The sequence below is a fragment of the Streptomyces sp. NPDC048671 genome, assembly GCF_055587045.1.
Genome location: NZ_JBVJHB010000017.1, coordinates 77,382 through 91,352, shown reverse-complemented (window position 1 = coordinate 91,352; position 13,971 = coordinate 77,382). Strand labels below are relative to the sequence as shown.

The following is a 13,971-nucleotide window of genomic DNA, read 5'->3' as shown; positions in this document are numbered from 1 at the left end:
TTCTGGTTCTGGTTCTGGTTCTGGTTCTGGTTCTGGTTCTGGTTCTGGTTCTGGTTCTGGTTCTGGTTCTGGTTCTGGTTCTGGTTCTGGTTCTGGATTCTTTTTGGGAGGGGGGAGTTCAGCCCTTGCGGCCGGTGGTGACGACGAGCGTCCCGGCGGCGGCGAGTTCGGTTCCGACGCACGCCCGCACCTTCACCTGGCGCAGGCCTCCGAGGCGCTGCCCCAGCTTGGCCTCCAGCGTGAGCTGGTCCCCGGGGACGACGAGCCGGGAGAACTTCATGTTGCTGATGGAGCCGAGGTAGCCGACGCTTCGCGAGGCGTCGTCCTCTCCGGTGCCCGCGGCGCTTTCGAGGATCTCCGCGACGTAGACGACGGCGACGAGCTGGGCCATCGACTCGACGATCATCACGCCCGGCATGATCGAGTGGTCCGGGTAGTGCCCGGCGAAGAATGGCTCGTTGACGGAGACGCTCTTGACGCCGCGGCCCGAGACGCCCGGGACGACGTCGTAGGCCCGGTCGATCATCAGCATCGGCCACCGGTGCGGCAGCATCTGCTTGATGTCGTCGGACGAGTAGCTCAGGGCCTTGCGCGCGGGCGCGGGGGCCGGCGCTTCGAGGAGTGTGGTCGCGGGGCTCACGCGGCGGTCTCCCGGTCCTCGATGAAGTCGACCAGGGCGTTGATGGAGCCGAAGGCCTCGAAGTCGTCGTCGCTGATCAGCACGTCGAACTCGTTGTTGACCATGACGACGATCTCCAGCGTGTCCAGCGAGTCCATCTCCAGGCCCCGGCCGAACAGCGGCTGGTTGTCGGAGACGACGGCCGGCTCGACTTCGAGACCGAGCCGATTGATGATCATCGACTTGACCTTCATGTTCTTGCCGAGACGGGTCTCGGCCTGGGTACGGATGTCCTCGAAGGTGGCGGTGGACATAGTGGGTCTCTCCTGTGAATCGGTGGATATTGAGTTCAGTTGGGGATCATTCCGCCGTCGACGGTCAGCACCTTTCCGGTGATGTACGAAGCGGCGGACGAGGCCATGAAGACAGCGGCCTGGGCGACCTCGGCGGGGGTGCCGGTGCGGCCGAGCGGGATCACCTGGAGGGCTTCCTTCAGGTGGGCCGGGGGGACCTTCTTGACCATGTCGGTGTCGATGAACCCCGGGGCGACGACGTTGACGCGGATACCGCGCGGCGCCACCTCGTACGAGAGGGTCTTGGCCAGGGCGATCACTCCGCCCTTGCTGGCGGCGTAGTTGGCCTGGCCGGCCCGTCCGGCGATCCCGCTGGTGGAGGCCATCAGGACGATGGAGCCGCCGCTCGCGTACATCTGCTTGGTGGCCTCGCGGGCGGTGAGGAAGGAGCCGGTGAGGTTGGTGCCGATGACTTCCTGCCACTTGGCGCTGCTCATGGCCGCGAGGTGGCCGTCCGCGGTCACGCCGGAGTTGAGGACGGCGACCTGGATCGGCCCCCACTCGGTGCGGATCCGCTTGAACATCGCGATGACCTGAGCCTCGTCACCGACATCGGCCTGGACGAGGAGGGCCTCGCGGCCCAGGGCGCGGATCTGCTCGGCGACCTCCTCCGCCTTGGCCGCGCTGGCACGGTAGTTGAGGACGATGTCGCAGCCCTGCTCGGCGAGCGCCAGCGCGGTGGCCGCGCCGATGCCGCGCGAGGCTCCGGTGACCAGGGCCCGGGTGCCCTCGGGGAACAGGAAGCTCATGCCACGCCTCCCGCCATGGCCGCGGTGACCCGGTGCCGGCCGGGGTCGAAGCCCTCCGCCTCGCTGCCGATGCCGTCCCGGGTGGCCGCCGCGAGGATCGTCCGGGCGACGGCGAGGTCGAGGATGCCGAGGCCGAAGGGGGAGAAGACGATGGTCCCCCCGGTCACCGGCCCCTCACTCTGGCCGAGCACGGTCGCGATCTCGGCGTTCACGAAGCGGCGGTGCCCCACCTCCTGCTCGGCGCGGTGCAGCGAGGTCCGCTCGCGCATCACGTGCTCGATGTCGTCGACCACGTTGTAGGCGTTCAGGACGGAGTCCGTGCTCAGGTCGCGCAGCGACAGGTGCAGGATCACCTGATGCCCGGGGCGGTCGGGGTGGGCGGCGAGGTCGAGCCAGTAGGTGGAGTCGGTGGTGGCGACGGAGACCGTGCCGGCGCGCAGCGCGTCGTCGACGTCACCGGCGAGGAAGCTGATCTCCGGTCGCTCGGCCGCCAGTTGGGCGGCGAAGGTGGCCGCGCGGCCGGGCACCGCGTCCTGGACGGTGACCGTGCGCAGTTCGGGGTGGACCAGCACGAGGAAGTCCAGGACGCGCCGGTTGATGGTGCCGCAGCCGATCAGCCCGGCCGTGTGCACCGGGCGGTCGCCGTGCAGCGTGCGGCTCGCGAGGGCGGCCGACGCCGCGGTGCGGGACGCCGATATCTGGCTGGCCTCCAGGACGGCGGCCGGGTAGCCGGTGCGCAGGTCGTTGAGGATCTGCACCGACGAGGCGCGCTGCAGGCCCCGCTCGACGTTGGCCGGGAACGAGGAGATCCACTTAAGGCCCATGACGGGCTCGGGTCCGCCCAGGTAGGCGGGGAGCGAGATGATGCGGGAGCCGTCGTCGCCGGGCGGGCGCAGGAACCCGGAGAACGGCACCTCCGAGCGGCCCTGGCCGTGCAGCACGTACGCGGTGCGTACGGCGTCGAGCACGGCGGGGTCGAGGCCGTTGAGCGCGGCGGCGACGTCCTCACGACCGAGGATTCTCATGACTGGTCAATTCCTCTGCGTGGAAGATGAGTTGAGACGAAGAGTTGATGGGACGCGTAACGCGTCGCCGGCGGGGCGGTCAGCCGAAGCGGGACTCCACCCAGGTGTCGCTGTAGATCGTGTCGAGGTAGCGGTCGCCCCCGTCGGGGAGGATCGCGACGCAGGTGGCACCCGGCGTGATCCAGGAGGAGGCATCCAGCAGGGCGGCCATGACAGCGCCGGACGAACCGCCCGCGAGGATCGACTCCTTCGCCAGCAGGGCCCGGCAGCCGCGCACGCAGTCCAGGTCGGTCACCTTCACCACCCGGTCCGCGAGACCGGGACGCATCAGCGCCGGGACCACCGCCGCGCCGTGCCCGGGGATGGTGCGGCGGTGCCGGCGCTCCCAGGACTCGGGCGGGCCGAAGATCACGCTGCCCACCGCGTCCACCGCCACCACCTGGGTGGGCAGGCCCTCGGCGGCGATGTACTCGGCGCAGCCGCGCAGCGTGCCGGTGGTGCCGGCAGCCAGGAAGAGGTAGTCGGGAGCCTGCGAGAGCGCTTCGTGGATCTCGCGCATGGTGTGCTGGTGGGCGAGGGCGTTGTACTCGTTGCCGTACTGGTTGGGCCAGTAGGCGTCGGGCACGGTGCGCAGGAGTTCCCCCACCCGCCTGATCCGGGACGGCAGGTACTCGCCGGTCTCCGGATCGCGGTCCACGATCTCGACCGTCGCCCCGTACGCCCGCATGATCGCGGCGTTCTGGGCGGTGGTGCGCGGGTCGGCGACGCAGATCAGGTCGAGCCGGTAGAAGTTGCAGAGCTGGGCCAGGGCGATACCCAGGTTGCCGGAGGAGGACTCCACGACGGTGGAGATGCCCGGCATCAACACCCCGGTGGACAGGGCGTGTTCGATCATGGAGCGGGCGGCGCGGTCCTTGATGGAACCGCCCGGGTTGAACCGCTCGCACTTGCCGTAGACCTGGAAACGCGTGGGCGGGAAAAGACGGTCGAGGGCGACCAGCGGGGTGGAGCCGATCGTCGCGATGATGTCCGGATCGCGGGGACGGGCCGCGGCGGCGGCGCGGGTCGCCGCGGCGGAGGGGGCCACGGTCATTCCGGTACCTTTCTGCTGATCTGGAGCCGGAGTTCACTGACGTAGCGCTCGCCGTCGGCCCCCGTGAGCCAGGAGTCCCGGGGGTGCGGCAGCGGCTCGCTGAGGATCACGGTGGCGTCCTCGTCCAGGCGCCGGGTGCGGCGGACGAGGTTGGCGAAGGAGAGCACCAGGGTGGGACTCGTGAAGTCGACCAGGGACGGCTTCGTCTCCTGCGGGAACTTCACGAAGGCCTGGTCGGGCAGCCCGCCGGCGCGCAGCCAGCGCCGTACAGCGAGGTAGTCACCCGCCCGGTCCGGCTTGGCGGCGAGCAGGATCTCCCCGACGGGCACCCGCCAGGTCTCCCGGAACAGGACGAGCCCGTCGAGGGTGACGCGCGGGGCGTGCGGCCGGTCGAGCCCGATCTTGAAGGCGTCCGCGGCGATGATCGACACCGGTACGGCGAGCAGTTCGGCCATGCTCCACTCGCGCCCGCCGGGCGTGGTGGCGGTGACCGTGCCGTCCCGCTCGGCCAGGGTGATCGCGGCGGCCGGGTCGATCCGGGAGCGGTCGTCGAACGGCGCCCGGGTGAACCCGATGAGCCGGTCGCCCGCGCCGATGGGGGCGGGCACCATGCGGCCGCTGTTGCGCTTCCAGTCGACCGGGAGCAGCGGTACCAGGCGTGGCGCGCCGATCGCCGCGTTCACCTTGTCGCGCAGGGAGCCGGCGTCACTGGTCCAGTCGAGGAACGGCAGGTCGCAGGTGGCGAGGCAGGCGTGCAGCTCGCCGAGGACGACGGTCAGGTCCCCGTCCGCCTCCTGGACCACCTGGAGGTCGGGGCTGTGCAGGGCGAGATGGGGCGAGCGGACCGGGCCGGTGGCGAAGACGGCGCGCGCCCGCCGCTCGATGTCGCCCACCCGCAGCGCGACCGGCTCCACGCCGGCCGGATCGAGATCGAGGACCTCACGCCACTTGCGGGCGAGTTCCCTCGTCGCGGTGTGCACCGGCCGGGCGCCGTCGCCGCCCCAGAACAGGCCGAGCACCTGCGGCCACACGTCGGCGAGGGTGACGGGGGAGCGCCGCGGCGCGGCAGCCCGGATGAACCCGGCCACCTCCGCCTCGACCAGCTCCACCAGGCGGTTGCCGAACCAGTCCGCCGCGTCGGCCACCAGGGCGAGCGGCCGGGCGATCCCGTCCAGGAAGCCGGTGCCGACCTCGACCTGGCAGTCGCGCACCGCGTCCTGGTAGCAGAGGGTGCGGCCCGCGTACGCCTTGCCCTCGTCGCGGGACGCGTCGAGTCCGGTCGTCCGCACGAAGTACGCGTCCAACTCGTCCATACGCGCGGCGAGTTCGTCGGCGGTGGTGGCGGCGTCGATGGCGTCGCGGTGCCGGTCGAGTCCGGTGAGGACGGTCTCGAAGCGGACGAACAGCTCGGGATCGGCGACGGCGGCGACCCGCCGTCGCAGGATCCGCTCGGCCCGCACGTCGACCGGGATGTTGGCGTCCCAGGTCAGCACGCGCTGCTTGAGCAGCCGGGTCAGGATCTTCTCGACGCGGGGCCGTGCCCCCTCGGCGTCCCAGCCGTCCTCGCGGACGAGGGCCTCGGTGATCGCCGCGCCGTTGCGCTCCCCGTCCGCGTGGCCGAGGACCTGCCGGTCCTCCGGGCGCAGCCGCGTCACGCGTCCGCCCGGCAGCAGCAGCCGGTCACCGTCGAGGTGGACGTCGGGGCGCGGCAGCGGCGGGAACCACCAGCGGGCGCCGGGCTGGGCGGCCATCCAGTCCGCGACAGCGGCCAGCGCCCAGCGTTCGAAGTACGTACGGCTGCGCGCGACCAGCCGCTCGCCGTGGTCCACCGCGAGGCCTCCGGGCGCGCGCCCGACGGACATCCAGGCGGCCGGACCGAAGAAGCCGATGGTCTCGGCCTTGGCGCAGTAGCGCAGCCAGTACATGGCCAGGGTGCGCTCTCGCTGCTTGCGCTTGGACTCCTTGCCCGTGCCGGCGGCGAGCGCGTCGAGGACGCGGTAGACGGTGCGGTTCTGCCAGGCGATGGCCGTGCGGACCTTCTCGTCACCGGCGAGGACGGCCAGGCGGTGCGTCTCGGCCGCGCAGTCGGCGAGGTAGGCGGCGGTGAAGGCGTCCTCGTCCCCGCGGTCGGCCGCGGCGGCCGCCGCCGGCCCGCCGAGCAGGTCGAGTCCCGAGGCGGGGAAGCCGGCGCTGCGCAGCAGCCCGACGCCCCACATGTGCCACTCGCTGTCGCCGAGGCGCCGGGTGGGCCGGAAGTCGGCCCAGTCGTGCCCGCGCAGCGCTTCACGGGTGCCGGTCACGCGGCCCGCCTCCCGAGGTCCGCGTCGCGGTCCCCGCCGGTGCCGGTTTCGGGGCCGGCCTCCGCGCCTCGCAGCGCGGCCGCGAGCCGGGCGACCCCCTTGGGGATGAGCTTGCGCGGGACATTGCTGAAGCAGAGCCGCAGCGCGTCGCCGCACTCCCCGTCGAGCCCGAAATGGCTGCCGGGGACGAAGGAGACGCCCTGCTCGGCCGCGGCGAGCGCGAAGCGGCCGGTGTCGGCGCCGCCCTCGTGCCGCAGCCACAGGTAGAAGCCGCCTTCCGGCCGCTGCCACCGCCAGGGCCCCTCGGTCCCCAGCTCCTCCTCCAGCGCATCGGCCATCAGGCCGCACCGTTCCCGGTAGCGCTCGCGGTAGGCGTCGATCAGGGCGTCCCAGCCACCGCGGGCGTGGAACGTGGCGAGCGCGGCCTGGGCGAACGCCGACGGCGACAGCGCCATCACCTCGGTCGTGCGGCGCAGCCGCTCCGCGACCGGCTCGGGTGCGGCGATCCAGCCGCAGCGCAGCCCCGGCGCGAAGATCTTGGAGAAGGTGCCGAGGTAGACGACGTTCTCCGGGTCGATGCCCTGGAGGGTGGGGACCGTGCCGCCGTCGAAGCCGAGCAGCCCGTAGGGGTTGTCCTCGACGATCAGCAGGTCCAGTTCCCTTGCCGCTTCCGCCAGTTGGTGGCGCCGCTCGACGGACAGGGTGGCGCCGGTGGGGTTCTGGAAGGTCGGGTTGCAGTACAGCATCCGTACCTGCTGCCCGTCGGCCCGCAGCCGGGCCACGGTCGCCCGCAGCTCCAGCGGGTCGAGCCCTTCGGCGTCCTCGGGGGCTCCGTGCAGCCGCAGTCCCGCCGTACGGAAGGCGGTGGCCGCGCCCGGGTAGGCGGGGGTCTGGCACAGTACGGTCTCCCCCGGTGTGGCGAGGCCGAGGCCGAGGGCCAGCAGCCCCATCTGGGAGCCGGCGGTCGGCACCAGGTTCGCGGCGCCGGTGCTGCCGCCCTCGCGGGCCATCAGGTCGGAGATGGCGGGGACGAGGGCCTTGGCCACATGCGGGGTGCTGTACTGGAACGCGATCCGGCCGCCGAGCCGGGTCAGCCGGGCGAACTGCTCGGAGAGTTCCTTCAGGGGCAGCAGGTCGAGGTCCGGCAGGCCGCCGGCGAACGAGATCAGATCACCGCCCCGTTCGAAGAGCTGCGGCATCTCGGCCGTGGGTCTTATGTCGGTCCACATGGCGGTCAGCTCCCCGACAACGCGTTCGCGCCGCTCGCCAGCTGCTCGTGCACGAGCTTCAACAGGCCGGCCGACGAGGTGAGCGAGAGGTCGGCGAGCGCGTCGGGGTCCAGCTCGATGTCGAATCTGTCCTCGACGGCCATCACCAGGGCGACGGTGTGGAGCGAGTCCACGCCGAGATCCACGAGCGGCACTTCGGAGCCGGTGACCTGCACGGCGCATATCTCCTCTACGAGCTGGTCAAACTGCGACTGGTCCATGGGAGCTCCCTGTGAGTGCGGCGGGGACGGTGGTGACAGCCGTGGTGACGGCTGCGGAGGGTGCGGCGGTGGCCCCGGCCAGGAGCAGCCGGGCGACGGCCGCGCGGTCGGGCTTGCCGTTGGCGGTCAGCGGCACGGTGTCGAGCGGGACGATCCCGTCGGGAAGGCGGGCCGGGTCCAGACGGCGGGCGAGAGCCGTACGGACCTCGTGCGGGGCGAGATCCGTCTGCACGGCGAGCAGGAGCGGGGCGTCCTCGTCGGCGGGGCGCGGGACGACGGCGGCGTACACGCCGGGGACGCGCTCGGCGGCGAGCTCGATCTCCGACAGGCTCATCCGCACACCGCGCCGTTTGATCACGTCGTCGTCGCGGCCGACGAAGTACAGCAGACCGTCGGCGTCGAGCCGGCCCTGATCGCCGGTGTGCAGCTCCAGGGAGCCGTCGGCGCGGCGCACGTACCGGCTCTGCCGCTCCAGCGGGACCCCCCAGTACCCGGCCATCACGGTCTCGCCATGGACGACGATCTCGCCGACCTCGCCCGGCGGCAGGGTCTGCCCGTCCGGGCCGACCGTCCGTACCCGGACACCGGGGATGGCGCGGCCCACCGAGTCGGGATGCCGCTCGTAGAGCGCCGGGTCCAGGACCGAGATGCGCTTGCACTCGGTCATCCCGTACATCGAGGCGAAGACGGAGCCGGGGAAGGCGTCGAGCAGTTCGCGCATCACGGCCGGGCTGGGCCGGGCACCGGTGTTGGTGAACAGCCGGACCCCGGTGGCGCGGCGCAGCTTCTTCTGCAGCAGGCCGAGGATCTGCGCGAGCGAGGGCACCAGCGGGATGACGGTGACTCCGTGGCGCTCGATCACCCGGATCAGTCCGATGTCGCCGCCCCGGTCGGTGAGCACCAGGGCCGAGCCGGCCAGCGTGCACAGCAGGGCCTGGTAGAGGCCGTAGTCGAAGGAGAGCGGCAGCCGGCACAGCACCACGTCGTCGGCGCGGTAGCCGAGGCCCGCGTTGACGGCGCGGACCGCGGCGAGGATCTGCCGGTGCGGGCAGACGACGCCCTTGGGGCGGCCGGTGGTGCCGGAGGTGTAGATCAGCAGGGCGACCGCGTCGTCCGCGACCTCGGCGGTGGTGTGGTCGGCGGGCGTGTGCGCCATCTCCCGCGCGGCCCGCTCCACCTCCACGGTTCTCCCGGCGGCGCCGCCCGCGGCGGGCGGGCAGACGGCGAGAGCGGCCGTGCAGTCCCGCACGATGTGGTCGATCTGGTTGTCCGTGAGGTCGGGGTGCACCGGAACGAACACCGCCCCGATGCGGAGCGCGGCCCAAAGGAGGGCGAGGAAGGTACGGTCGCCGCCACCGGCGTAGACGACGCGGTCGCCCTCGCCCACTCCCTGACCGCGCAGCCAGCCGGCCGCCCGGTCGGTCTCGGTGCCCAGCTCGGCGTAGGTCAGCGGCCCCGCGGCGTCGACGAGGGCGAGGTGCCCGGGGCGCTCGGCGCGGGCACGTGCGAACAGCTCAGACACCGGCATGGACGAGGTCCTCCTTCCAGGCGACTGCGGCACCGATCCGGGCGCGCACCTTGTCGAGGTCGCGGGGCGCGGTGACGCAGACGACGGCCAGCTCGGGAAGCTGGCGCTTGAAGATGCCCGCGAGGGTGCGGGCGGGCGGCAGACAGACCGTCACCTCGGGCGCGATCCGGCCGAGCGACTCCAGGCACAGGTCCCAGCGCACCGGCTTGACCACCTGCTCGACCAGGCGGCGGCGGATGTCGTCCGGTTCGCGGACGACCGAACCGTCGGCGTTCGACAGGAGGGCCCCGGTCGGCCGCCGGAACGGTGTCCGCTCGGCCGCCGCGGCGACGGCCCGGCGCGCGGACTCCATGTACGGGGTGTGGAAGGCGCCGGCGACCTGGAGCGTCTTGACCGTGGCGGAGGGCGGCGGGGCGGCGACGAGCCGCTCCAGGTCCGCCGTGGCCCCGGCCGCGACGATCTGTCCCGCGCCGTTGAACGTGGCCGCGTGCAGGCCCAGTTCGCGGATGCGGTCGAGTACTTCGGCCTCCTCGCCGCCGACCACGGCCGCCATCGAGGTGGGGACCTCGGCACAGGCCGCGGCCATCGCCCGGCCACGTACCGCGGCCAGCCGCACGGCGTCGGCGGGGGCGAGCGCCCCGGCGTACACCGCCGCGGTCAGCTCCCCGACCGAGTGCCCGGCGGCCACCAGCGGGCCGTCCGGCTCGGCCATGGTGAGCGCCTCATGGGCGAGGAGCCCGGCGGCGACCAGCAGCGGCTGGGTGTTCTCGGTACGGGCGATCTCCGCGGCCGGCGCCTTGCCGCCGAGGTACACGAGGTCCACATCGGCGGCCTCGGACCAGGCGCGCAGCCGCTCGGCGTGCACCGGGTCGCGCAGCCAGCCGGCCAGCATGCCCGGGGTCTGGGAGCCCTGCCCCGGTACAACGAATGCGTACATGAGTTCGAATCTCCTTTCGTAGGGGTGTCGTTGACCGGTGCGGGGGCCCGGCGTCGGAGGCGGAAAGGGTCGGAGGGAGAAGAGCGTCGGAGGGAGGAGAGGGGGAAGCGGTGAGGGGAGGTGCCGGCGCGGGCCTCAGTTACGGCCGGTGCTCTTGCGGAAACGGCGAACGGCCATGAAGGAGAAGGCCGCGAACCAGGCGACGGTATTGACCACGGCCATCACGAGGCTGGAGTGCTCACCGCTGAAGGAGTAGCCCTCGGTCAGGCTGTACCGGGCGAGCGTGGCGACGCCGAACATCGGCGAGTAGCGGGAGATCTCCAGCATGGTGCCGGACAGCGGGATGAAGAGATTGCCGAGGAAGGCGAGCGCGGTCATGGTCAGACCCGGCATGTGCATCACGGTGTCGGGCTTGAGAGCGAGCCCCAGCGCGATGCCGAGGGCGGCGAAGACGGCCGCGCCGAGCCATGCCACCAGCAGGGACGTCACCCACACCGTGGCCGTGGCCTCCACCCCGGTGAACACACCGAGCACACCCACGACGGCCACCGGCACCGCCGCCATGATCACGGAGGACAGCATCTTGACGAAGAGGTAGCCGGGAGGGGCGAGCGGGCTGAGCGCCATGGTGCGCATCCAGCCGGACGCCTTCTCCACGGAGATGGTGGCCGCCGAGCTGACCGCCGCGGTCGCCGCTCCGTACACCGCGATGCCGGTCATCATCCAGGCCGCGAAGTTGCCGTGCGGGAGGGTGGCGTTGGCGGGTGCGGTACGGAAGAGCGCCAGGTAGAGGACGGCCGGCAGCAGCAGCGTGAAGATCGTGGTCTGCCGGTTGAAGCGGCGGCGCAGTTCGTAGCCGATGAAGACGGAGTTGACGCCACTGAACGGCGAGGTCCGCACCTCGTGGGTGGCCGAGGCAGTGCTCATCGGGTGCCCCCTTCGGTACGGCTGTGGTGGGTGACGGTCATGAAGGCCTCTTCGAGGCTGCGCGGGGTGACCTCGATGTCGGTGGCGGATGTCTGCTCGATCAGCAGGCGCAGCAGCGCGTCGGAGTCGGTGGTGTCGAAGTGGTACCGCCCGCCGCGCGGGGTGCACGAGCGGACCAGCGGGGACTGCGCGAGGGTGGCTGCGCTCTGCTCGCCGATCCGCGCCGACACGGTGCGCCCGCTGAGAGCGGACCGCACGTCGGACACCGAACCGTCGACGACGACACGGCCGCGGTCGAGCATCACCACCCGGTCGGCGAACCGGTCCGCTTCCTCCATGTAGTGGGTGGCGAACATGACCGTCATGCCGCGCTCCGTGTCCTCACGGACCGTGGCCCAGAACTCCCGGCGGGCGACGACGTCCATACCGGCCGTCGGCTCGTCGAGGACCAGCAGCTCGGGCCCGGAGAGCAGGGCGAGGGCGAACCGCAGCCGCTGCTGCTCGCCGCCGGAGCACTCCGCGACGCGGCGGCCGCGCAGCTGGTCGAGCCCGGCCCGTGCCAGCACCGCGTCGATGTCGGCGCCGGGGTGCAGCGAGCCGAGCATCCGCACGGTGGCCTCGACACTCAGGTCGGGCAGCAGCCCGCCCGTCTGGAGCACCGCGGCGACCTGCCCGGAGCGCACCACCTGCCGCGGCTCACGTCCGAACAGCCGCACCGAGCCCTCGTCGGGCCGCGTCAGCCCGAGCAGCATGTCGATGGTGGTCGTCTTGCCGGCGCCGTTCGGTCCGAGGAAGGCTACGATCTCACCCCGCCGGATGCGCAAGTCGATGCCGTCGACGGCGGTGAACCGCTCTCCCTTGGTATCGGTGAACCGCTTCACGACAGAGGTGAGCCTGACGGCATCCGAGGACGTCACCTCCTCGGGCACCGGGCGCGGTCGGGTTTCGATCATCTTCGAGTCCTCACGATCTGGGCGGGGGTGGCCTGGCAGGGGCCACTCTTCCGGGACCGCCTATCCGCCCCTGCCCGCCGGTCTATCCGGCCGCTATCGGGATGCGGAGGTGCCGGATAGCGGAGTCGGGGCGGCGAGCTGCGGGCCGCGGGCCGCCGGGAGGTGTCCGGCACTTGGACGTACCGGGCATCCGGGATGCCGCCGGACGTCGTAGTGATCTGTCGGCCCTTCGACTTCGGCACTCGACTCGACCGCCTCGCGGACCTGGCGCAGTCGGCGCAGTCGGCGCAGTCGGCGCAGTCGGCGGGCCGCAACGAGGAACCGGCCGCGTTGGCGGCGTCCGTCGGGGCGGCCGCGCAGGGACGTGGCGGCGCTATTGGGCAGGAGGACGGCCGCCCAGATCCGTTCCATGTGGTCTCAATACTGTGGACGATGGATTTCGGCGCAACAGCCGGGTGCGTCGCGAATAGGACCAGGAGCCCTGTTCAGTTCACCAGACACGCACCATCAACGGGCCTGAACCCAAAGAGTTTCGGATCAACAGGACCGGGGTGCCACCGCCGAATCCAGCAGTCGCTGGAAGTCCCGAACGAGCACCATGCAATAGGTGTCGAGATGTGCCAGGTTCCGAAAGACATCGGTCGCGATCTGCTCTTGTCGCTGAATGTTGCTGTCGAAGTCCCGTACGGTGATCAGCGCGTCGTAATCCTCGAAACGAATCCCATGGTCGTCTTCGTAATCATGTGACAGCTCCACTTCGACGGCTGCACGACCGAGGGAGGCGCTGTAGTCAATACGTCCGGGCGTCGTGACATGCAGCAGGGTCCCGCAAGCGGACCCGATGTCGGAAATCAGCCTTTCCACTGGCCGCCCGGGGCTGATGAAGATGGTGTGACTGACGCTCAAGGGTTCCGGCCGCCGTTCACTCAGGCGCTGACCCGCGCCGCTGGGGCGCGGTGTCTGGTTCGGCGGCCCGGAGGTCGGCCAGTAGTTCGGCCTGGCCCGTCAGCACGCCGGACAGGATGGTTCGCGCCACCCGCAGCAGCTCCGCCACCTGTGGGTTGGCCAGCGAGTAATAGACGGCGGAGCCCTCGCGGCGGGGGACGACGAGGTTGGACCGGCGCAGGACGGCCAGTTGCTGGGAGAGGTGGGCCGCTTCGATGCCGATCTCGGACAGCATCTCGGAGACCGCGTACTCGCGTCGGCTGAGGAGTTCCAGCACGCGGATGCGCACCGGGTGTCCGAGGGTTTTGAAGAACTCCGCTTTCAGCTGGTACAGCGGCGCGCTCACCGACCGGGCCCCGCTGCACGCCGGACCGACGGACCGCCGGACGGCCGGGCGGCCGCTGTCGTGCGAGTACCGTGCATCGCATCCACCTCAGAACTCTTCGCCATGGGGACATCATCGCGCCCCCACGCCGAGGTCGTGACCTCGGGAATTGCCAAGATTAGCAATGCCGGAAGGCGCCGAAGGGGGTTCGGTGCCCGGCTCCGGGCAAGACCGGAGCCGGTGGACCGGCGTGTGGCGCGTCGGTCGTCCCACCGCCGCGTGCCGAGGTGTCCGGTCAGGCCTTCTTGACCACACTGGACTTGAGCTGCATCGGGCCGAACCCCTCGATCCTGCAGTCGATGTCGTGGCCGTCCGCACCGTCCACCAGGCGGATATTGCGCACCTTGGTGCCGGCCTTGATTCCGCTCGGGCTGCCCTTGACCTTCAAGGTCTTGGTCACCGTGACCGTGTCGCCGTCGGCGAGTACGTTGCCGACCGCGTCCCTGACCGCCCCGTCGCCCCCGGTGCCGCCCGAGGGTTCGTCGGACGCGGGTGACCACTCATGGCCGCATTCGGGACAGACCAGAAGCGCGCCCATCTCGTAGGTGTGCACGCTGGAGCACTCGGGGCACGGCGGCAGCGTCTCGGTCGTATCGCTCATGGTGATTCCTTGCTTGATCGTTCCTGTACATGTACATCTCCCGCATCGGGCCCCTGGACGCGGGCAC

At 71.4% G+C, this 13,971-nt stretch carries 15 protein-coding genes; all 15 read right to left on the bottom strand.

Going from position 1 to position 13,971, the window contains the following annotated elements; all coding sequences use genetic code 11:
* Nucleotides 1-118: 118 nt before the first annotated feature.
* Nucleotides 119-640 (bottom strand): 3-hydroxyacyl-ACP dehydratase FabZ, encoded by a 522-nt coding sequence (gene fabZ / locus ACZ6S6_RS30680; protein WP_362961568.1) that lies wholly within the window; start codon nucleotides 638-640, stop codon nucleotides 119-121.
* Nucleotides 637-933 carry an acyl carrier protein gene (locus ACZ6S6_RS30675; protein ID WP_362961566.1) on the bottom strand — a complete coding sequence of 99 codons (297 nt, stop codon included), beginning with the start codon at nucleotides 931-933 and terminating at the stop codon, nucleotides 637-639. Before ACZ6S6_RS30675 ends, fabZ begins: the two co-directional genes overlap by 4 nt.
* Nucleotides 934-968: 35 nt before the next feature.
* Nucleotides 969-1,721, bottom strand: a complete 753-nt coding sequence (gene fabG, locus ACZ6S6_RS30670) for a 3-oxoacyl-ACP reductase FabG (RefSeq protein WP_362961564.1) — start codon at nucleotides 1,719-1,721, stop codon at nucleotides 969-971.
* Nucleotides 1,718-2,746, bottom strand: a complete 1,029-nt coding sequence (gene sbnB / locus ACZ6S6_RS30665; protein ID WP_362961562.1) for a 2,3-diaminopropionate biosynthesis protein SbnB — start codon at nucleotides 2,744-2,746, stop codon at nucleotides 1,718-1,720. Before sbnB ends, fabG begins: the two co-directional genes overlap by 4 nt.
* A 79-nt stretch (nucleotides 2,747-2,825) precedes the next feature.
* Nucleotides 2,826-3,839, bottom strand: a complete 1,014-nt coding sequence (gene sbnA, locus ACZ6S6_RS30660) for a 2,3-diaminopropionate biosynthesis protein SbnA (RefSeq protein ID WP_362961560.1) — start codon at nucleotides 3,837-3,839, stop codon at nucleotides 2,826-2,828.
* Nucleotides 3,836-6,139 carry a lantibiotic dehydratase gene (locus ACZ6S6_RS30655; protein WP_469708011.1) on the bottom strand — a complete coding sequence of 768 codons (2,304 nt, stop codon included), beginning with the start codon at nucleotides 6,137-6,139 and terminating at the stop codon, nucleotides 3,836-3,838. Before ACZ6S6_RS30655 ends, sbnA begins: the two co-directional genes overlap by 4 nt.
* Complete coding sequence (locus ACZ6S6_RS30650) at nucleotides 6,136-7,368, bottom strand: aminotransferase-like domain-containing protein (protein WP_469708009.1); 1,233 nt, start codon at nucleotides 7,366-7,368, stop codon at nucleotides 6,136-6,138. The genes ACZ6S6_RS30655 and ACZ6S6_RS30650 overlap by 4 nt, the downstream gene beginning before the upstream one ends.
* A 5-nt stretch (nucleotides 7,369-7,373) precedes the next feature.
* Entirely contained in the window at nucleotides 7,374-7,628 is a 255-nt protein-coding gene (locus ACZ6S6_RS30645) for an acyl carrier protein (protein ID WP_362961554.1), read from the bottom strand.
* A complete protein-coding gene (locus ACZ6S6_RS30640) occupies nucleotides 7,609-9,156 on the bottom strand; it encodes a class I adenylate-forming enzyme family protein (protein ID WP_469708006.1) in 1,548 nt (515 codons plus the stop codon). Before ACZ6S6_RS30640 ends, ACZ6S6_RS30645 begins: the two co-directional genes overlap by 20 nt.
* Complete coding sequence (locus tag ACZ6S6_RS30635; protein WP_469708004.1) at nucleotides 9,143-10,093, bottom strand: ACP S-malonyltransferase; 951 nt, start codon at nucleotides 10,091-10,093, stop codon at nucleotides 9,143-9,145. Before ACZ6S6_RS30635 ends, ACZ6S6_RS30640 begins: the two co-directional genes overlap by 14 nt.
* 135 nt (nucleotides 10,094-10,228) lie before the next feature.
* Entirely contained in the window at nucleotides 10,229-11,020 is a 792-nt protein-coding gene (locus tag ACZ6S6_RS30630; protein ID WP_362961548.1) for an ABC transporter permease, read from the bottom strand.
* The gene (locus ACZ6S6_RS30625) at nucleotides 11,017-11,973 is read right to left on the bottom strand and encodes an ABC transporter ATP-binding protein (RefSeq protein WP_362961546.1); all 957 of its coding nucleotides are present in this window, start codon (nucleotides 11,971-11,973) and stop codon (nucleotides 11,017-11,019) included. Before ACZ6S6_RS30625 ends, ACZ6S6_RS30630 begins: the two co-directional genes overlap by 4 nt.
* Before the next feature lie 537 nt (nucleotides 11,974-12,510).
* On the bottom strand, nucleotides 12,511-12,879 hold the full coding sequence (locus ACZ6S6_RS30620) for a hypothetical protein (RefSeq protein ID WP_362961544.1): 369 nt from the start codon (nucleotides 12,877-12,879) through the stop codon (nucleotides 12,511-12,513).
* Nucleotides 12,880-12,895: 16 nt separating this feature from the next.
* Nucleotides 12,896-13,264 carry an ArsR/SmtB family transcription factor gene (locus ACZ6S6_RS30615; protein WP_362961542.1) on the bottom strand — a complete coding sequence of 123 codons (369 nt, stop codon included), beginning with the start codon at nucleotides 13,262-13,264 and terminating at the stop codon, nucleotides 12,896-12,898.
* Nucleotides 13,265-13,538: 274 nt separating this feature from the next.
* The gene (locus ACZ6S6_RS30610) at nucleotides 13,539-13,904 is read right to left on the bottom strand and encodes a zinc ribbon domain-containing protein YjdM (protein ID WP_469708001.1); all 366 of its coding nucleotides are present in this window, start codon (nucleotides 13,902-13,904) and stop codon (nucleotides 13,539-13,541) included.
* Nucleotides 13,905-13,971 lie beyond the last annotated feature (67 nt).

What these genes read in the sequence shown, in the direction of transcription:
- ACZ6S6_RS30630 (WP_362961548.1), bottom strand. Translation starts at nt 11,020, where the DNA reads ATGAGCACTGCCTCGGCCACCCACGAGGTGCGGACCTCGCCGTTCAGT.
- sbnB (WP_362961562.1), bottom strand. Translation starts at nt 2,746, where the DNA reads ATGAGAATCCTCGGTCGTGAGGACGTCGCCGCCGCGCTCAACGGCCTC.
- fabG (WP_362961564.1), bottom strand. Translation starts at nt 1,721, where the DNA reads ATGAGCTTCCTGTTCCCCGAGGGCACCCGGGCCCTGGTCACCGGAGCC.
- ACZ6S6_RS30640 (WP_469708006.1), bottom strand. Translation starts at nt 9,156, where the DNA reads ATGCCGGTGTCTGAGCTGTTCGCACGTGCCCGCGCCGAGCGCCCCGGG.
- ACZ6S6_RS30650 (WP_469708009.1), bottom strand. Translation starts at nt 7,368, where the DNA reads ATGTGGACCGACATAAGACCCACGGCCGAGATGCCGCAGCTCTTCGAA.
- ACZ6S6_RS30635 (WP_469708004.1), bottom strand. Translation starts at nt 10,093, where the DNA reads ATGTACGCATTCGTTGTACCGGGGCAGGGCTCCCAGACCCCGGGCATG.
- ACZ6S6_RS30610 (WP_469708001.1), bottom strand. Translation starts at nt 13,904, where the DNA reads ATGAGCGATACGACCGAGACGCTGCCGCCGTGCCCCGAGTGCTCCAGC.
- ACZ6S6_RS30625 (WP_362961546.1), bottom strand. Translation starts at nt 11,973, where the DNA reads ATGATCGAAACCCGACCGCGCCCGGTGCCCGAGGAGGTGACGTCCTCG.
- ACZ6S6_RS30645 (WP_362961554.1), bottom strand. Translation starts at nt 7,628, where the DNA reads ATGGACCAGTCGCAGTTTGACCAGCTCGTAGAGGAGATATGCGCCGTG.
- sbnA (WP_362961560.1), bottom strand. Translation starts at nt 3,839, where the DNA reads ATGACCGTGGCCCCCTCCGCCGCGGCGACCCGCGCCGCCGCCGCGGCC.
- ACZ6S6_RS30675 (WP_362961566.1), bottom strand. Translation starts at nt 933, where the DNA reads ATGTCCACCGCCACCTTCGAGGACATCCGTACCCAGGCCGAGACCCGT.